Consider the following 18,610-nt stretch of genomic DNA (forward strand, 5'->3'; position numbering starts at 1 on the left):
TTAATAAAATGAAAACAATTAGAAAATTAAAAGAATCAACCAACAATTTTGTTTCAAGTTGGACCAAATTTGTAATAAAATATAAGTGGTCTGTTTTAATAGGAACTTTTGTTTTGACCTTAATGCTAGGCCTTCAAGGTAAAATGAATTTTGATGGAGATTATCATGTTTTCTTCAGTGAATCCAATCCAGAATTAGAAGCGTTTGATGCATTGCAGGAAAAATATACTAAAGATGATAATGTCATTTTGGTTTTAACACCATCAAATGGAGATGTGTTTACAAAATTAAACCTAGTTGCCATTGAAAATTTAACTGCTGAAGCATGGAACACACCTTACTCATCAAGAGTAGATGCCATTACAAATTTTCAACATACAAAGGCAGTAGAAGATGATCTTTTTGTAGATGATCTATCCTATAATTCAATTGACAAAAGTGAAGAAGAAATTGAAAAAATCAAGCAAATAGCATTAAAAGAACCTATGCTAGTGAACCGTCTAATAAATAGTAATGGAAGTGTGACTGCAATAAACATCACAGTTAAATTACCAGGTGAAAATAGCGCAGAAGAAGTACCAGAAGTCATGGAATATGTAAGAAATATGGTAGATGACTTCAATAATAAATATCCTCATTTTGATATTCATATTTCAGGAATGGTTCCTTTAAATACAGCTTTTTTTGAAGCTTCAATGAAAGATATGGGGCTAACAGCAATAATGATGCTTATTGTAATAATAACAACATTAATACTAACAAGAAGTATTCAAAGCACTATATCTACACTGACAGTCGTAATTTTTTCAATAGTAAGCGCTTTGGGATTCATTGGTCTTATGGGAATAAAATTAACACCGCCTTCTTCAGTATTCCCAACCATGATTTTGACATTGGCAGTTGCTGATAGTATCCATATTCTAATTACAATGCTTCAGAAAATGAGAAAAGAAGGTTTAAATAAAATAGATGCTTTGAAAGAATCTATGCGTCTTAATTTCATGCCTGTTTTTATTACTAGTCTAACAACTGTAATAGGATTCTTAACAATGAATTTTGGTGATGTTCCGCCTTTCTGGGATTTAGGGAATATTGTTGCTTTTGGAATGACAATGGCATTTCTGTTCTCCACGACAACATTACCAGCTTTAATGACTATTCTTCCTTTTAAAATTAAAAAAAGGAATAATAACCCAACAAAAGTTTTGGATTGGTATACAGTTTTTGCTCAATTTATAATTAAATACCCTGTAAGACTTACCTTTCTATCAATTTTTACAATAGGTCTCTTTACATATTTGGCAAGTAAAAATTCTTTCAATGATGAGTTCATTAATTACTTTAATGAAAGTGTCAAATTCAGATCTGACACTGATTATATAAGTGAAAACCTAACTGGGGTTTATAATGTTGAATTTTCTATTGGAAGCGGTGAAGAAGGAGGTATCAATAACCCCAAATATTTAAAAAAACTAAATGAATTTGAAGATTGGTTGTATACACAACCCGAAGTGGTGCATGTTAATACATTCAGTGAAGTTGCTAGACGTATAAACAGATCAATGCATGGAGATGATGAATTATTTTACACTATTCCAGAAACCCGTGAGGAAGCAGCTCAATATTTACTATTGTATGAATTATCTCTTCCTTTTGGTTTAGATCTTAATAATCAAATAAATGTAGACAAATCAGAGACTAGGGTTACCGTAACACTTAACAATATTGATAGCCCAAGCATGATTGCTTTTTCTGAACGTTGTGAAAATTGGCTATACAAAAATACTCCTGACTCTATGCATTCTATCGGAGTAAGTCCAATGCTAATGTTTTCAAAACTAGGATTCAGACAAGCTGATAGCATGTTTAAAGGAAATATAATTGCTTTAATTCTAATATCACTTGTACTCATGGTTGCCTTAAGAAACATAAAATTAGGTTTCTTAAGCATAATCCCGAATGTTAGTCCTGTATTGATAGGTTTTGGAATATGGGCATTGTACAAAGCTCAAATTAATACTGGCATGGTGGTAGTATTTGGAATGACTCTTGGGATAATAGTTGATGATACCGTTCATTTCATGAGCAAGTTTTTGAGAGCAAGACGTGAATATGGCTTTAATGCTAGACAAGCTGTTGAGTATGCATTTAAAACAGTTGGTCAGGCCCTCTTAACAACCACAGCAGTATTAATAACAGGATTTGCCGTCTTATCAACATCATCCTTTGCATTGAATAGTTATATGGCTAGGATTACAGTTGTAATTATTATATCAGCATTAATAATAGATTTTATACTGCTACCATCACTTCTTGTATTGACAGCATCAAAGGAAAGAGTAAAAAGAAAATATACATCTCTAATTTATTATAGATAATCTTAAAACTAAAAACAATGAAAAATTTAATACTAACAAGTGTTTTATCAATTATGATGACCTTAACAGGTCAATCACAAAACAAAGGAGTTGAAATTGCTAAAGCTGCTGAAAACGCAGACTTAGGATTTAAAAGTTCAAGTGCAAATTTGAACATGATACTAAAGAACAAAAATGGTCAGACCAGTGAAAGAACGTTAATGATTAGAACTTTAGAGTTAACTGAAGATGGTGATAAATCATTGATTGTCTTTAATTCCCCTAAAGATGTTAAAGGCACAGCTACCTTAACCTACACTCATAAAATTGGAGCTGATGACCAGTGGCTTTATTTGCCCTCAATAAAAAGAGTAAAGCGTATTTCATCTAACAACAAATCTGGTCCTTTTGTAGGTAGTGAATTTGCTTATGAAGACCTATCTTCTCAGGAAATTGAAAAATATAATTACAAATTTTTGGAAGAAAAAGACAACCTCCTAATTGTTGAACAAATTCCAGTAGATCCAAAATCTGGTTACACTAGACGATTGGTGTCTTACAACAAGGATAAGGACTATAGAATAGAAAAAATTGAATTCTATGATAGAAAAAATGCATTGCTAAAAACATTGATTTACCAAGACTATAAATTATATAAAAATAAGTTTTGGAGAGCATCTGAACTTAATATGGTAAATCATCAAAGCAACAAAGAAACCTTATTAAAGTTTTCTGATTATAATTTTGAAGTGGATCTTTCTGACGAAGATTTTACACAAAATGCCTTAAAAAGAAGTTAAAGTATGTTTTCATATTTGATTTTAAATGTTGATACGTTTTTGATTAGAAATTGGAAGTCACCAATTGTGGCTTCCAGTTTCTTAAAAACTTAAAAATGAAAAAAAATATTAAATACATAATCATTCTGTTTTTATCAGTCATAGGTTACTCTCAAAATAATTCTGATGGAAGCTCACTCTATCATAATTTTGAAATGGATATTGAGTTTGAGTATCGCTATTTCTATAACAGCCCTAGTTTTTATGGACAAAAAAGCAATTATCCTTCATTGGCATTTTATCCTAATTATAACTTAGAGTGGAACAAAGGATATGAGACAATAAACTTTGAAGGGTTTTATAGACTTGATATTGATAAAGAACGTACACATTGGGATATTAGAGAATTATATTATCAAAAGGCAAGTAGTAATTGGGAATTAAGTCTTGGGATAAAAAAAGTCTTTTGGGGAGTCACAGAGAGCGTTCATCTTGTTGACATAATAAATCAGACAGACGCTGTAGAAAGTTTTGATGGTGAACAAAAATTAGGTCAACCTATGGTACAATTTTCATTAAATATGGATTTTGGAACTATTGATGTTTTCTATTTGCCATATCACAGAAAGCGCACTTTCCCAGGAGAGAAAGGTAGAATTAGATTTCCTATTGTTATAGACTCAGACAACATTAGTTATGAAAGTTCTGCTCAAGAATGGCATCAAGGCTTTGCAGTTCGTTACAGTAATAGTTTCAATAATGTTGATCTTGGAGTATCATTTTTTAAAGGAACTGGAAGAGAGCCTTATTTTGAGTTTACCAATGAAGGAATTTCAAATGCTATTTATCCTCAAATAAATCAAATTGGATTAGATATTCAATATACACAAAATGCCTTTCTTTGGAAGCTTGAATCAATATACAGACCCAGTAATTTTCAAAGTTTCTTTGCTTTAGCAGCAGGATTGGAATATACTATAGGTAACATAAGAAGCACAGGTGTAGATCTTGGTCTTATAGGAGAATATTTATATGATGAAAGGGATGAATTAGCATTAAGCGCTATGCAAAATGACATATTTCTTGGTGCTAGAATTGCACTTAATGATGTACAGGATACTTCTATATTGATGGGTGGAATTTTGGATTTAGAATCAAGTAGCACAATATTTAGTTTGGAGGCTTCTAGACGACTTGGAAGTAGCTTTAAAATTGAACTGGAAGGAAGATTTTTTCAGAACATATCAAAAAACGATTTGATACTTAATAATTTTAAAAGTGATAGTTTTATAGGTGTTTCGTTGATTAAATATTTTTAAATTAATCTCATGATTAAAATGTGTTTAAAGAACAAGATCATTAACCTTAATTAGTTTAACAAATAAATAAATTAAAATGAAAAGAGTGTTTTTACTATTAATATTTTTTTTCCTAATTACATATAATATTGTTGCCCAACCTACTTTAAGTGAGGAAAAGAATAAACCTGCTATAGCTTTATTGGGAACATTCCATTTTGCCGGTTCATCAGATGCCATGTCATTAAAAGTAGATGATTTATCTACTCCAAAAAGACAATTAGAGTTAGATCATTTTGTTAATGCTTTGGCTGAATTTAAACCAACAAAGATTATTCTTGAGTACACCAAAGACAATACTTCAATTGACTCATTATATAAAGCTTATTTAAAAGGTGAGCATACACTCAATATTAATGAGAGACAGCAGGTTGGATTTAGATTAGCTGCCCTAGTGGGACATAACAAAGTTTATCCAGCTGATTATTATTTAGACCTACAATTTGGAGAATTGATGACTTTTCTTGAAGAGAATAACCAAATGAATCTAATTGATAACATGATGAGCGATATGAAATCTCAAGTCATGGATGTTTGGCAAAACGCTTATGAAAAAATGACCATAAAGGAGTTTTTTGCCTTTATAAACAGTCATGAATATGATGCCATGAATAGAAATGTCTATTTAGAATATTTAAATAAAATGGGGCATACAAAAAACCATTTAGGATCAGAAATAGTTTCTAGGTGGTGGGAACGCAATTTCAAAATTATGTCTAATATAGATGCAATTATAGAACCTGAGGATAGGGTTTTGGTATTTTTAGGTCAAGGGCACACAGCAATTCTAAAAGATTTTTATAAAAATAGGAATGATATAGAATACGTAGATATTATCCAGTATCTAAAGAATTAGACCAATATGGTATTCATTACTAAGAATTTTGGACATCTTATAGGTCACTTAAGGAAAAAATGTATTTATAACCAAAAAGCCACTCCTAAAAGGGTCGTGTGTTGTAGTTAGGACGGGAATACAATATCTACATACGGTTGGGGACATGGATTCATCCATCATGGGTGTATGAGTAAGGAATGCCAAGGGTCAAAAGACAGGATTAAATTACTACCACAGTTTACTAGGACAGTTCTTACAAGAGAATAGGAAAAAGCAATATATTTGAAAATAGTAAATAAATGGAACAAAATACGTTTATTAATTAGTTAGATGCCAGTGAAAATTAAGTAATATGAATTTAAGAGTTGCTACAAAAAGTGATCTCATATCACTGTCTACTTTAGCGTCACGTACATTCCTGGAAACCTATGATGACCTAACCGAAGAGGAAGGCTCAACTTATATAGAGGAGTTTTTTTCAGAATCTGCATTAGCAGATCATCTGGATTCTGCCAAAAGTCAAATATTTGTTGTTGAAGATCAGCAACTGGTAGGCTACATGTTATTATCCATTAATACACCGCCCATAATACTATCAGATGAACCAAACATAGAATGCGTAAGGCTTTTCTTGGATCAATCAGTGCAAGGTAAAGGTATTGGTAATCGACTCCTTAATACCGCGTTGGTGTGGGCTTCGGAAAATGGCTTTAAAGTACTCTGGTTAAAAGTCTGGGATCAGAATACTAGTGCAATATCTTTCTATGATAAAAACCAATTCTCTATAATTGGTAATACGTCTTATACTGAAGGCGGTATGAATGACCGTGTTCTAATCATGGAACATATAATTGACAATGGTTGTAGTGATGGCATCTAACAATGGCGCTCAAGTTGGACGAAGGAAGGTTTTCAACCAACCCAAAAAGAATGCAAGGATTATAATTCCTGTAATTGTAAATTCACTAAAAACACTCTTTTGCTAAACACCTTTTTAATAAAAAATGCATATAATGCATACATTGCACCATAAACAAAAAAAGCCCTCCCAATAAGGAAAAGCTTCTCACTAGTCTATTTCTAAACTACTTTTTTTCTGAATTATCTAATTATTTTATTAATCTGAACATACAGTTTTCTCATATTTTGAAATATTCTTGGTCATAAATCCTCATAATTAAAAGCCTTATAGGTAAGATTAATCTTGCAGATATCATATAATATGTTGATTTTTAAGTGTTTATTTGATATTTACAAAAAAATTTACTACATTAACTTATCATATAACATTGGGATTTTACCCTCAACTACTTTAACAAAATACCTTCTTATTTAAATAGATAGTTATTCATTATAATCAATGAGTAAACAATAACGTCTAACGTTATTATCAGATTTTTAGTATTAACTAAACAACTTAAATTTTATGAAAACAAAAACTTTTTTTTACAGTTTTTGCCTTGCAATAATAATGTTTGCATGTGCAAATGAAGGTCTAGAGTCTGAAGATATAATCCTTGAACAAAACAAGGAAGAACTCTCTAAAGGAATTGCTAATGCTCCTTCTGAATCAGGAATATATATTATAAGAAGCAATTTTGGTACTGGTTATGTTGTTTTAGATTTTAAAACAGGATTGTCTGCTACCCTAGGGCTTGATATTGAAGCCGCTTGTAATGGCAATCCAGATTGGTATGAAATTGAACCTGTTCAATTTATTAATACGCCAAATGGCCGCACTCTATTAATCCAACAAGGAGATGTGTATTGTGTAGTTTTAGATGGTTTACCAGATGCTAATTATAATGGGTGTGATTTTTTTCTGAATGCGCCTGTGTTAGCTCATGGAAATGCCCAATTGATATATCATGACAATGATGCCTGGATCGCTGATTCAAACAATAAAAATACGTGGAGTGTTAAAGTCAATGGCAGGATTGAAGGTACAGACGGCAGAACAAAAAGTTTATCGGCTGGATTTCAATTTCTTTGGGATAAAAACTTTCCTAATCCTGAATTAAAAAATTCTTGGGTAAGGCTTCATTAATTGGTCATTATATATTCATTTTATATTTAAAAGGGAAGATTAATTGCTTCCCTTTGTTTTTTTCTATTGCCCTCTTTTATAACAAAAAAAGCCCTCCCAAATAAGGAAAAGCTTCTCACTAGTCTATTTCTAAACTACTTTGTCACATTTCTGTGACCAACACAACATTTTAATTGCGGTCTGGACGGGACTCGAACCCGCGACCCCCTGCGTGACAGGCAGGTATTCTAACCAACTGAACTACCAAACCAAACCTCTTACCACATGGGTGCCAACAACAGTTGGACTTATAAGAATTTGTTTTTCGGATTATCCTTTCAGATCATCCATACCATGTAAATTGCTTTACATTAGCGCTGGCAAATATACATTGCATTTTTTATATCGCAAACGTTTTTTTGTCTTTTTTCAACAAAAAACAACCTAAACAAATTTTTGGCGTTCTATCATATATGTTGTTAAAATATTGTCGAAACCTTTATTAATGTCTGCTTCAACATACTTAATCTTGTACTGGGCACATTTTAGTTTAAGATTACTAAAATATTCGTTTACCGTTTTAGTATAATTTTCTCTAATTGTATCAGCATACAAATTAATAAACTCACCTGTTTCAACATCTACAAAGCGTTTAGGTTTGTTATCAAAATCAAAAGTTAACTCCTTATTCTTATCAAAAACATGAAACAAAATAACTTCATGCTTATTATATTTTAAATGGCGAAGTGCTTCAAATAGTTTAACTTCATCTGTAGAGGTTTGAAACATATCTGTAAACAAAAAAATCATGGATCTTCTATGAATTTTTTCGGCTATAAGGTGCAAATACTCATATGTTTCAGTTTGTTTATTCAAAGGTTTTGAAAATACAGCTTCACTCAATTGAGTAAGCAACATCTGATGGTGACGTTCGCTCCCTTTTTCTGGAGCATAATAATCATAAGTATCACTATAAATACTTAAACCTACTGCATCACGCTGTCTTTTTAATATTTGCATAAGTGATGCTGCAGCCAAAGTAGCAAAACCAGTTTTATTCAACTTTTCAATTGAAAATGTATTCATTTTTGGGTAATGCATAGAACTACTATTATCTAAAATAATATGACACCTTAAATTAGTCTCCTCATCATAACGTTTTGTATATAGCTTATCTGTTTTAGCATACAGTTTCCAATCTATATGTCTTGTGCTTTCGCCTGAATTGTAAATTTTATGCTCAGCAAATTCAGCAGAGAAACCATGAAAAGGACTTTTATGCATTCCTGCAATAAAGCCTTCTACTACCTGTTTGGCAAGTAGCTCAAGGTTTTTAAATCCACCTACTTTATTTAATTCCTGCTGAATATTCACTTACAAATTATTCTATTTTATAACCTTATCTACAATTCCATATTTAACAGACTCTTCGGCTCCCATCCAATGGTCACGATTAAAATCCTTCATCACCTTTTCTAAAGATTGGCCACAATTATCTGCTAAAATTTGGGCGCTCAACTCTTTAGTCAATAAGATTTCTTTTGCAGTAATTTCAATGTCACTTGCAGGACCACGAGCACCACCACTTGGTTGATGAATCATTACTCTAGCATGTGGCTGAATAAAACGCTTACCTTTTTCTCCAGCGGAAAGTATAATGGAACCCATTGAGGCTGCAAAGCCGGTACATATAGTTGAAACATCACTTTTTAAGGATTTCATGCAATCGTAAATGGCAAAACCAGAAGTGACATAACCTCCTGGACTATTAATGTAAAGATGAATATCTTTTGCTTCTAGAGCGTCTAAATACATCAATCTGTCAATGACATGCTTTGCAGATTTGTCATCTACTTGTCCCCAAAGAAATATTTTGCGTTCGTCTAATAATTTATTGTCTATTAAATCCTGTGTTTTTGTTACTTTACTCATTCTGTCTAATTTTTACCTAAAATAAAAAAAGGTTTACCAATATGGCAAACCTTTTATGATTTCTTTTAATATCTGTAATTATAAAAGTGAATCTAATGCTTCCGCATATACATTTTTAGGAGCTACACCAACTTGACGACCTACTACCTCTCCATTTTGAAAGACTAAAACTGTTGGTATATTCCTTACACCATATTTCGCAGCAAACTCCTGATTTGCATCAACGTCAACTTTACCTACAACAGCTTTACCATCGTATTCTTCACTTATTTGTTCTATGATTGGTCCAACCATTCGACATGGTCCACACCAAGCAGCCCAAAAATCGACCATGACAGGTTTATCACTTTTTAATACCGTTTGTTCAAACGTTGCATCTGTTATTTCTAATGCCATAATATTTTAATTTATTGTGTTTTACTTCTATTTAATACGCAAAATTAGTCAAAATATTTACCAAAGCTTACAACCGGACAATTTGTTTTGTTTATAATGACATTGTTTGAGGTTATTACAGATTTTGAAACGTTAATTAATCATAAAATCATCTATTTGTAACAATTTGATGTCTTCAATCAAATATAATATGCAACTAAAAAGTTGCATATTAAAAATATTTTAGTAAATTAGCAACTTCAAAGACTAATTTATTAATCACAAAAAACGAATAATTATGAAAGATGCTATCACCAAAGAAGCGCTATTTAACCATCCTATTGACAAAGTATGGAATGCTATTACAGTTGCCGAAGAAATTTCAACTTGGTTTATTAAAGCTGATTTTAAAGCCAAAAAAGGTTATCAGTACACCTTTACAGCAAGTGAAGAAAACGGATGTGTACCTATTACTGGCGAGGTAAAACAAGCCCATCCTTATACGCTTATTTATACTTGGATAGTTTCTGACACTAACGTTGAAACTACAGTAAAATGGGAATTAGAATCTACAGAAAATGGCACAAAACTCTATTTAGAACATTCTGGTATTTCAAATTATGCTGGAGAAACTGCTGTTGCTATGTTCAAGAGCTTTAATGGTGGTTGGATTAATTGTATTACTGAACTAACAACCTATTTAAAAGAAGTTGTAAATGCAGGATAAAATAACCAAAATTTTTAAAGCCATTGCAGACCCAACAAGGCGTGAGATATTTCACGCCTTGGTTTTAGCAAGTACAGCTTTATCGATCACTCAAATTTCATCACAGTTTGATATGAGTAGACAAGGTCTTACAAAACATATAAAAACACTTGAAGAGGCTGGCCTTGTTTATATAGGTTCTAAAGGTCGAGAACGATTTTGTAATGCAAACCCTAAACAACTTCAAGAAGTAAACAAATGGATTAAATTCTATGAACAGTTCTGGGATGATAAATTAGATAATTTAGATAGGTTCTTAAATGACTCATAAATTAAATTTACGGTTGCAAAATACTTGAAGTCCATTTGTTATCATCTTTAGTAAATAATTCTCTTTGATGAAGTCTTGACTTTTTAAACATTAAAAATTCTATACGAATTGGATTTATAATTAATCCACCCCAACTTTCTGGTATTGGAACAATATTATCTTCATAAGCTATTGAGGCTTTATCTAATTCTTTTAATAAACTTGAATAATTGTCAATTGTTTGCCCTTGTTTCGAAATTAAGGTAACCAATTGAGATTCTTTACTGCGCTCATAAAAATATTTATTAGCTAAATCTTTACCTATCTGTTGAGCTTCTCCTTGAATCCTTATTTGATATGAAATTGACTCCAGCCAAAAAGACAAAGCTACTTTATTGTTGTTTTTTACCTCTTTTCCTTTTAAAGAGTCGAGAGAACCAGTAATAACAAAACCTTCATCAATGACTTCTTTTAATGACACAAATCTTGAATTAGGATAGCCATCTAAACCTATTGTAGAAAAACAACACGCATGTGGAATTGAAAGCCTGCACTCTTGTAAATGTTGATTAAAAAGATTTTGAAAATGAGAAATCGGATCTATCAATGCTAATTCAACTTATAAAACACATCATTATTTTCTAATTCATCCAAAAGTTCTTGTGAAATTTTTACCTTTTGTTTTCTACTCGGCAATTGCAGTTTAATACTTTCAGAATTATCATAAATCACAAAATTTAAAGCATGATTGCCTTGGTGTAGATGCAACAAGTCTTTAAGTTCAACTATTTTCTCTTCTTTAATGTCTTGGATATTAAGTTTAATGGACAATTTCTTAGCATAGGTTTCCATAACATCTTGCAATAACTGGAAGTTATTAAATTGCATTCTTGGTTCTCCTTTTTTACCTGTTTCTCTATTGGTCCATCCTTCTTTTATAAATACCCTGACGAACACAAAATTGTTTTTCATTAAAAAGTGTCTGAACTTTAAATATTCTTCACCAAAAATCCGGAATTCATAACTATCTGTATAATCTTCAACGGTAAACAAAGCCCAACCTTTTCCTTGTCTGCTCACGCGATGCTGTACATCTGTAACCACTCCACCAAAAACGAGTTCTTTATTTACAAAGGCTTCTAAATCTGATAGCAAGGCTAAACTAGCATTGCAAAATGTGTTCATTTCAGTTTTAAAATCATCTAACGGGTGACCAGAAATATATACACCAACTACTTCTTTTTCACGAGCCAGTTTTTCCATAGTTCCCCATTCTTCACAAGGAGGTACTTGTGGTTCTGCTATTTGAACTTCGCTTGCATCATCAAAAAGACTGACTTGAGCAGAATTTTCGTTTTCCTGATGCTTACTTCCGTAACGAATGGCTTTTTCTAAAAAAGTAATGCCATCTCCTTCGTCATGAAAATATTGCGCTCTATGTGTCTCTTTGAAACAATCAAAACCACCGGCTAGTGCTAAATTTTCAAAGGCCTTTTTATTGGCTGCTCTTAAATCTATACGTTTTGATAAATCGAATATAGATTTATAATTGCCGTCTTGCTTTCTATTTTCCACAATAGTTTTTACAGCACCATGTCCAACACCTTTAATAGCTCCCATTCCAAATCTAACAGCGTAATCTTTGTTTACTGAAAACTTATAATAACTTTCATTAACATCAGGACCCAGTACTTTTAGTTTCATACGCTTACATTCTTCCATAAAAAATGTGACCTGCTTAATATCGTTCATATTATTTGAAAGCACTGCTGCCATGTATTCTGCTGGATAATGTGCTTTTAAATAGGCTGTTTGATAGGCAATCCAAGCATAACATGTAGAATGTGATTTGTTGAATGCATAACTGGCAAAAGCTTCCCAATCTTTCCATATTTTTTCTAAAATGTCACGTGGATGTCCGTTACTCTCGCCTCCATCCAGAAATTTAGGTTTTAACTTTTGAAGTAAGGAAAATATCTTTTTTCCCATTGCTTTTCTTAACACATCGGCTTCACCTTTTGAGAAATTGGCTAATTTTTGAGACAATAACATTACTTGCTCTTGATAGACTGTAATTCCGTAGGTATCTTTTAGGGTTTCTTCCATATCAGGAAGATCGTATTCAATTTTTTCGTCACCATGTTTACGACGAATAAAACTTGGAATATACTCCATTGGTCCTGGACGATAGAGGGCATTCATAGCAATTAAATCATTGAAAACAGTTGGTTTTAAATCCTTAAGATGTTTTTGCATGCCGGCTGATTCATACTGAAAAATGCCAACGGTTTCGCCCTTCTGAAATAACTCATAGGTTTTCTCGTCATCTAAAGGAAAGTTGTCAGGGTCAAGTTGAATATTGTGCTTTGCCTTTACAATCTTAACGGTGTCTTTTATTAAGGTCAAGGTTTTTAGACCTAAAAAATCCATTTTAAGCAAACCTGCTTCTTCAACAACTGAATTATCAAATTGGGTGACGTACAGATCTGAATCTTTAGCTGTGGCTACTGGAACAAAGTTGGTAATATCATCTGGTGTGATAATAACACCGCATGCGTGAATTCCTGTATTACGAACTGAACCTTCAAGTACACGTGCTTGATTTACAGTTTCAGCTTCCAAATCTTCGCCATCGGCAATATTTAAAAGCTGGTTCACTTTTATTAAATCTTCAGATCTAAATTTGCTGCTCAATTCACTTTCTCCCAAACCAAAAATTTTATTCAGTTTAGACATAGTAGGAATTAGTTTTGCAATTCTATCTGCATCGTGGAGTGGTAAATCTAATACTCTAGCTGTGTCTCTAATAGAAGATTTAGCAGCCATAGTCCCATAAGTAATGATTTGTGCTACTTGGTTACTTCCATATTTATTAATAACATAATCCATAACACGACCACGTCCTTCATCATCAAAATCAATATCAATATCTGGCATACTCACACGATCTGGATTCAAGAAACGCTCAAAAAGTAAATCATACTTTAAAGGGTCTATATTTGTTATCCACAGACAATAGGCAACAACAGAACCTGCAGCTGAACCACGACCAGGTCCAACAGATACATTCATGTTTCTGGCTTCTCGAATAAAGTCCTCAACAATTAAAAAGTATCCTGGGTAACCCGTATTTTTAATAACTTCTAATTCAAAATCTATCCGTTCTTTTATTTCAGGAGTAAGTTTTTCATAACGTTTTTTTGCACCTTCATAGGTCAAATGTTTTAAATAAGAATCTTCGTTTTCAAAAGTTTCTGGAATTTTGAACTTTGGAAGTAAAACTTCACGAGCCAATTCAAAAGGCTTAATTTTGTCAACAACTTCTTGAATATTAGTAATTGCTTCAGGAATATCTTTAAAGAGTAACTTCATATCATCAGAAGATTTGAAGTGATACTCTTTATTTGGCAATCCATAACGATAACCACGTCCTCGACCAATTGGAGTAGCTTGCTTTTCACCATCTTTTACACACAATAAAATATCATGTGCATTTGCTTCTTCTTGCGTTGTATAATAGGTGTTATTACTTGCTACTAGCTTAATATCATGCTTTTTTGAAAACTCAATCAATACTTTATTTACGCGATTTTCATCTTCTTGATTATGACGCATCAGCTCGATATATAAATCATCATCAAATTCATTTTTCCACCACAACAAGGCTTCTTCAGCCTGGTTCTCGCCAACATTTAAAACTTTACTCGGAACTTCACCATAAAGATTTCCAGTTAGAACTATCAAATTTTCTTTATACTGCTGAATCAATTTTTTATCAATTCTTGGTACATAATAAAATCCTTGAGTGTAAGCAATTGATGACAATTTGGCTAAATTGTAATATCCGTTTTTGTTTTTTGCCAGCAGCACAATCTGGTAGCCATTATCCTTTCGCGTTTTATCTAAATGATCTTCACAAACAAAAAATTCACATCCAACAATTGGTTTTATCTCTTTTGCTACTGGCTTTTTACCTTGTTCAATCGCTTTGCTGTTCTCTGCTTTAACTGTTTTGTTATGATTAGAAACTTCCTTTACAAAATGAAAAGCGCCCATCATATTGGCATGGTCAGTCAATGCCACCGCAGGCATATTATATTTTGCTGTTGAGGACACCAGGTTTTTAATACTAATGGTAGATTGAAGTATTGAAAATTGTGAGTGATTATGAAGATGTACAAAATCTACATCTGCTAATTCTGAAATGTTTTGTTCAACTTCTTCATCAAGAATAGTTTCAGTTTGTCTTTCTTGAAGTTGTTGATTTATTTTAGCACTTTCCTTTTTAAGGTTGATATGCTTTAGTCCGATAAGTTGAATTTCGTTAGGATTGGCTTCAGAAAATCTTTGAAAATAATCTGGCTGAACATCTAATTCCTCTTTCGTAAATTCTTCCTTTCTGATTAATTCAAAAAAGCACCTCGCTGTGGCTTCCACATCTGCCGTGGCATTATGTGCGTCTTCAAATTGTTCATTAAACAAAAACTCATGGAGTTCGGTTAAAGTTGGTAATTTATATTTTCCGCCTCTTCCTCCAGGAATTTTACAAAGTTCTGCTGTATATTCTGTACAGGTATCTAATACAGGTAATTCCTGAAGTTTATTGGCAATATCTGTCCTAATAAATTCAGCTCCCATAATATTGAGATCAAAACCAACATTTTGACCTACAACAAACTTGGTTTTATTTAAAGCTTGATTAAACTTTTCCAATACTTTAACTAAAGAAGCACCCTTATCTTGAGCCAATTCAGTAGAAATACCATGAATTTTCTCGGCATCATAAGGAATATTAAAACCATCAGGTTGTATTAAATAATCTTGATGTTCAATACAATTACCAAGTTCGTCATGTAATTGCCAAGCAATTTGAACACATCTTGGCCAGTTATCAGTATCACTTATTGGCGCATCCCAACGTTTAGGTAAACCTGTTGTTTCAGTATCAAAAATTAAATACATAAAGCTGTTTTCTTCTGAAAAAATAAGAACTTTAAAATTAAGAATAATTATAGGGTTATATGGATAAAAGTTATGAACAGTTGTAAACAAAACAATTTTCAGATATTCTATTCCATTTCCAAAATATGATAAATATCATATTTTAATTTCTTTTAAACTTTTAATTTAACCCAATATTCTACTTATAACAATATAAAACTAATCATATGAAAAATTTAGGTATAATAAAGTCCTTGCTTTTGGTCGCATCCTGTTTCATGTTTTTACAATGTACTAGCGAATATCAGGCTATACCCGGGCAAGCCGGAATTGATGGTATAGATGGAATTGATGGAATTGATGGTATAGATGGTGTAGATGCTTCTGCAGCCGTCTGCATCAATTGCCATGCAAATGAATACAGAGATCCAATTCATGTTGCTTATTACAATTCTGGTCATGCCAACGGAACCTCTTGGGCAAGGGGTGAAAGTGCACGTTGTGCTAGATGTCACAACAATCAAGGTTATATAGATTTATTATCTGGTCTCTTTGTTGAACTCGACGATACAGGTGAACCGGTTGAAGACGCTTATGGTAATGAAATTCCATCAGCTCATCCAGACGGTTATGATGTTTCAACTGCAATTAATTGTACAGGTTGTCATAGTAATCATAGGTCATTCGATTTTGAAAATGATGGAAATGACTATGCATTAAGAAATATTGATCCTATTAATCTATATATTGACCCTGCTGTGACATTGGATATGACTAGTACTGCCGACCCATTAGGAAGAAGCAATACCTGTATTAATTGTCACCAACCTAGAAATAGTTATGCAATTCCTAGCGGAACAGGTGATTATATTATTACTAGTCGACGCTTTGGACCGCACCATGGACCACAATCTACAATGGTTGAAGGTATTATGGGGGCAAATTATGTGGGTTCTGTGGGATATCCTGGCAGAGGTACATCTACACACAAAACTGGTGCGTCATGTACGTCATGCCATATGGGCGAAACTACAGATGGAACGGATGGCTCACATACCTGGGAACCAACACTAAATACCTGTGTTGCGTGTCATACTGATATGACAGCAACTCAATTTGAAGATATTGCAATGAATGGAACGACTGCATTTAGAGCAGATTATCAAACTTTACATGATATGTTAGTAGTTAAAGGATATATTTCTGAAAGTGGAAGTGTCCTTGGTGAAAGTGGAGAAAATGCAAGTAGTTCAAATCCACTTACAGTTCCCGTAAGTCACGCTCAAGCGATATGGAACTACAAAACTTTGGAAGAAGATCAAAGTAAAGGTGTTCATAATCCAAAATATTCAGAGGCATTATTGAAAAACTCTATTGAAGCATTGCAAGATTAATAATACTGTAAAACACAAATATTAAACGAAATGAAAAAACTATTAAAAGTAGTTCTTGTAAATAGTCTTATCTTGTTGTGTTTTTCATGTTACTACGATGATTTAACTGACGTGCCTCAAGATGAACCTATAGTAATCCCACCAGAGCAAACAGTTTTATTTAGCACAGACATATTACCAATTTTTGAATCATATAATTGTATAGAATGTCATAATGGTGGAGCTATAAATCCAGATTTAAGACCAGATAGAGCCTATAATGCTCTTGTTCCAACCTATGTTGTGTCTGGTAACTCACTTGATAGTAGATTATATATAAAATTGGCCATTGATGAGCATAGAAATATAGATAGTGAATCTCTGGCTTTAATTAAAAAATGGATTGATGATGGTGCTGAAAACGATTAAAATTTAAGACGTTTCTTATGAAAAAATATAAAACACTTCTTCTTTTAACTTTTCTTATAATGCCTTTTTTGGTTTTAGCTCAAGAAAAACAAAAGGATTCAATTGTAGACAAGCCTGAAAGACCTGCGTTTGAAAGTTCTTCAATAATTGATAATGCGACCAACATACTTTTTAGCAAAAACACATTAGAAGTAATGATGCAACATCGTTTTGGTTTAATTGATGAAGAAAATTCTTTAGGTGGAATTTACGGTGCCAACGCAAATATTAGAATAGGGGTATCCTATGCTATTTTAGATAGATTAACCATTGGATACGGTATTACCAAAAATAATAGATTTAGTGATTTTAACTGGAAAGTTGGTGTCTTAAGTCAAACCCGTTCAGATAAGATACCCGTTAGTATAACTTACTATGGAAATTTCACAATAGATGGTCGTTCGGGAAAACAGTGGGATGATGAATTTTATTTAAAACAACATCGGTATTCATACTTTCATCAACTAATAATTGCTCGTCGTTTCAATCCAAATCTTTCACTGCAATTTGCACCAAGTATATCACATTTTAATTTTGTTGATGGTTCTTTTATGAATAATGACAGATTCTCAATTGCGTTTGGTGGCCGCTTTAAAATAAGTCCTCAAACGTCAATTTTGTTAGACTACAGTCAACCTATTACAAGTTTTGATAAAGATGAATTTGAATTTGATTATAATCATCCGGGAATTAGTTTAGGAGTAGAATTTGCAACATCAGGTCATGCATTTCAATTGTTCATGACCAACTACAACGGTATTGTGCCACAACAAAATTACATGATGAATACAAACGATTTTTTTGGTGGAGATATCCTAATTGGCTTCAATATTACAAGAGTATATAATTTTTGATATTCTATGAAAAAAAGTGAGACTGAAAAAGAAAGACAAATCTCAAGAAGAGGCTTCCTACCTTTTTTGGGTGGAAGTTTGTTAATTCCGCTTTTGGGATTCGGAAATCCAGTTAACGAGGTTATTGAAAACAAAGAAGATAATGTTGATGACGAATACCAAACTTTATTAAAGCCAGATGGAACAGCAGTTAAGGTAAAAACTAGTGTCATCAAAAAATCAAAAGTTGTAAAGAAAAATATATCAAATAAATCATTACTCAATTGGCTTAGTAAAAAGCTTTAATTCGATCA

At 32.5% G+C, this 18,610-nt stretch carries 17 protein-coding genes and 1 tRNA gene; 12 read left to right on the forward strand and 6 right to left on the reverse strand.

Annotated features, from left to right (window positions below; genetic code table 11):
- The first annotated feature begins 8 nt into the window (after window positions 1-8).
- The 6 genes from AAFP94_RS01915 (at window position 9) to AAFP94_RS01940 (ending at window position 7,379) form a co-directional block, all read left to right on the forward strand.
- Window positions 9-2,378 (forward strand): efflux RND transporter permease subunit, encoded by a 2,370-nt coding sequence (locus AAFP94_RS01915; protein ID WP_316660848.1) that lies wholly within the window; start codon window positions 9-11, stop codon window positions 2,376-2,378.
- Between the two features lie 17 nt (window positions 2,379-2,395).
- On the forward strand, window positions 2,396-3,157 hold the full coding sequence (locus AAFP94_RS01920; RefSeq protein WP_316660846.1) for an outer membrane lipoprotein-sorting protein: 762 nt from the start codon (window positions 2,396-2,398) through the stop codon (window positions 3,155-3,157).
- A 95-nt stretch (window positions 3,158-3,252) separates the two neighbouring features.
- Window positions 3,253-4,455, forward strand: a complete 1,203-nt coding sequence (locus AAFP94_RS01925) for a hypothetical protein (protein ID WP_316660845.1) — start codon at window positions 3,253-3,255, stop codon at window positions 4,453-4,455.
- Window positions 4,456-4,531: 76 nt separating this feature from the next.
- Entirely contained in the window at window positions 4,532-5,350 is an 819-nt protein-coding gene (locus AAFP94_RS01930) for a DUF5694 domain-containing protein (protein WP_316660844.1), read from the forward strand.
- A gap of 334 nt (window positions 5,351-5,684) precedes the next feature.
- Window positions 5,685-6,212, forward strand: coding sequence for a GNAT family N-acetyltransferase (locus AAFP94_RS01935; RefSeq protein ID WP_316660843.1), 528 nt, complete (start codon window positions 5,685-5,687; stop codon window positions 6,210-6,212).
- Window positions 6,213-6,758: 546 nt separating this feature from the next.
- Entirely contained in the window at window positions 6,759-7,379 is a 621-nt protein-coding gene (locus tag AAFP94_RS01940; protein ID WP_316660842.1) for a hypothetical protein, read from the forward strand.
- Between the two features lie 176 nt (window positions 7,380-7,555).
- Here the strand turns inward: AAFP94_RS01940 and AAFP94_RS01945 are convergent.
- From AAFP94_RS01945 to trxA, 4 genes are all read right to left on the reverse strand, one after another.
- Window positions 7,556-7,629: transfer RNA gene (locus AAFP94_RS01945), tRNA-Asp, on the reverse strand.
- A gap of 173 nt (window positions 7,630-7,802) precedes the next feature.
- Window positions 7,803-8,732, reverse strand: a complete 930-nt coding sequence (locus tag AAFP94_RS01950; protein WP_316660841.1) for a DUF58 domain-containing protein — start codon at window positions 8,730-8,732, stop codon at window positions 7,803-7,805.
- Window positions 8,733-8,744: 12 nt separating this feature from the next.
- Entirely contained in the window at window positions 8,745-9,290 is a 546-nt protein-coding gene (locus tag AAFP94_RS01955; RefSeq protein ID WP_316660840.1) for a ClpP family protease, read from the reverse strand.
- A 78-nt stretch (window positions 9,291-9,368) separates the two neighbouring features.
- Window positions 9,369-9,686: a thioredoxin gene (trxA, locus tag AAFP94_RS01960; RefSeq protein ID WP_316660839.1), complete on the reverse strand. Its 318-nt coding sequence runs from the start codon at window positions 9,684-9,686 to the stop codon at window positions 9,369-9,371.
- A 277-nt stretch (window positions 9,687-9,963) separates the two neighbouring features.
- On the opposite strand from trxA, the gene AAFP94_RS01965 reads away from it, so the two are divergent.
- Complete coding sequence (locus AAFP94_RS01965; protein WP_316660838.1) at window positions 9,964-10,392, forward strand: SRPBCC family protein; 429 nt, start codon at window positions 9,964-9,966, stop codon at window positions 10,390-10,392.
- Window positions 10,382-10,702, forward strand: coding sequence for an ArsR/SmtB family transcription factor (locus AAFP94_RS01970; RefSeq protein ID WP_316660837.1), 321 nt, complete (start codon window positions 10,382-10,384; stop codon window positions 10,700-10,702). Before AAFP94_RS01965 ends, AAFP94_RS01970 begins: the two co-directional genes overlap by 11 nt.
- A 7-nt stretch (window positions 10,703-10,709) precedes the next feature.
- Here the strand turns inward: AAFP94_RS01970 and AAFP94_RS01975 are convergent, their stop codons facing one another.
- A complete protein-coding gene (locus AAFP94_RS01975; protein WP_316660836.1) occupies window positions 10,710-11,288 on the reverse strand; it encodes a pyridoxine/pyridoxamine 5'-phosphate oxidase in 579 nt (192 codons plus the stop codon).
- Between the two features lie 2 nt (window positions 11,289-11,290).
- A complete protein-coding gene (dnaE, locus tag AAFP94_RS01980; RefSeq protein WP_316660835.1) occupies window positions 11,291-15,643 on the reverse strand; it encodes a DNA polymerase III subunit alpha in 4,353 nt (1,450 codons plus the stop codon).
- A 206-nt stretch (window positions 15,644-15,849) separates the two neighbouring features.
- Between dnaE and AAFP94_RS01985 the strand changes: the two genes are divergently transcribed.
- Genes AAFP94_RS01985 through AAFP94_RS02000 form a run of 4 tightly spaced genes read left to right on the forward strand, consistent with a single transcriptional unit; the run spans window position 15,850 to window position 18,602 of the window.
- Window positions 15,850-17,016, forward strand: a complete 1,167-nt coding sequence (locus tag AAFP94_RS01985) for a hypothetical protein (RefSeq protein WP_316660833.1) — start codon at window positions 15,850-15,852, stop codon at window positions 17,014-17,016.
- A 30-nt stretch (window positions 17,017-17,046) separates the two neighbouring features.
- Window positions 17,047-17,424, forward strand: coding sequence for a hypothetical protein (locus AAFP94_RS01990; protein ID WP_316660832.1), 378 nt, complete (start codon window positions 17,047-17,049; stop codon window positions 17,422-17,424).
- Window positions 17,425-17,441: 17 nt separating this feature from the next.
- On the forward strand, window positions 17,442-18,317 hold the full coding sequence (locus AAFP94_RS01995; RefSeq protein ID WP_316660830.1) for a DUF5777 family beta-barrel protein: 876 nt from the start codon (window positions 17,442-17,444) through the stop codon (window positions 18,315-18,317).
- Window positions 18,318-18,323: 6 nt separating this feature from the next.
- Window positions 18,324-18,602, forward strand: a complete 279-nt coding sequence (locus AAFP94_RS02000; RefSeq protein WP_316660829.1) for a hypothetical protein — start codon at window positions 18,324-18,326, stop codon at window positions 18,600-18,602.
- The last annotated feature ends 8 nt before the right edge of the window (window positions 18,603-18,610 follow it).

The organism is Gilvirhabdus luticola (genome assembly GCF_040117515.1).
GTDB lineage: Bacteria > Bacteroidota > Bacteroidia > Flavobacteriales > Flavobacteriaceae > Gilvirhabdus > Gilvirhabdus luticola.

Coding starts and splice junctions, on each gene's coding strand:
- trxA (WP_316660839.1), bottom strand. CDS start 9,686: ATGGCATTAGAAATAACAGATGCAACGTTTGAACAAACGGTATTAAAA.
- AAFP94_RS01995 (WP_316660830.1), top strand. CDS start 17,442: ATGAAAAAATATAAAACACTTCTTCTTTTAACTTTTCTTATAATGCCT.
- AAFP94_RS01930 (WP_316660844.1), top strand. CDS start 4,532: ATGAAAAGAGTGTTTTTACTATTAATATTTTTTTTCCTAATTACATAT.
- AAFP94_RS01970 (WP_316660837.1), top strand. CDS start 10,382: ATGCAGGATAAAATAACCAAAATTTTTAAAGCCATTGCAGACCCAACA.
- AAFP94_RS02000 (WP_316660829.1), top strand. CDS start 18,324: ATGAAAAAAAGTGAGACTGAAAAAGAAAGACAAATCTCAAGAAGAGGC.
- AAFP94_RS01965 (WP_316660838.1), top strand. CDS start 9,964: ATGAAAGATGCTATCACCAAAGAAGCGCTATTTAACCATCCTATTGAC.
- AAFP94_RS01920 (WP_316660846.1), top strand. CDS start 2,396: ATGAAAAATTTAATACTAACAAGTGTTTTATCAATTATGATGACCTTA.
- AAFP94_RS01990 (WP_316660832.1), top strand. CDS start 17,047: ATGAAAAAACTATTAAAAGTAGTTCTTGTAAATAGTCTTATCTTGTTG.
- AAFP94_RS01955 (WP_316660840.1), bottom strand. CDS start 9,290: ATGAGTAAAGTAACAAAAACACAGGATTTAATAGACAATAAATTATTA.
- AAFP94_RS01940 (WP_316660842.1), top strand. CDS start 6,759: ATGAAAACAAAAACTTTTTTTTACAGTTTTTGCCTTGCAATAATAATG.
- dnaE (WP_316660835.1), bottom strand. CDS start 15,643: ATGTATTTAATTTTTGATACTGAAACAACAGGTTTACCTAAACGTTGG.
- AAFP94_RS01985 (WP_316660833.1), top strand. CDS start 15,850: ATGAAAAATTTAGGTATAATAAAGTCCTTGCTTTTGGTCGCATCCTGT.
- AAFP94_RS01925 (WP_316660845.1), top strand. CDS start 3,253: ATGAAAAAAAATATTAAATACATAATCATTCTGTTTTTATCAGTCATA.
- AAFP94_RS01935 (WP_316660843.1), top strand. CDS start 5,685: ATGAATTTAAGAGTTGCTACAAAAAGTGATCTCATATCACTGTCTACT.
- AAFP94_RS01915 (WP_316660848.1), top strand. CDS start 9: ATGAAAACAATTAGAAAATTAAAAGAATCAACCAACAATTTTGTTTCA.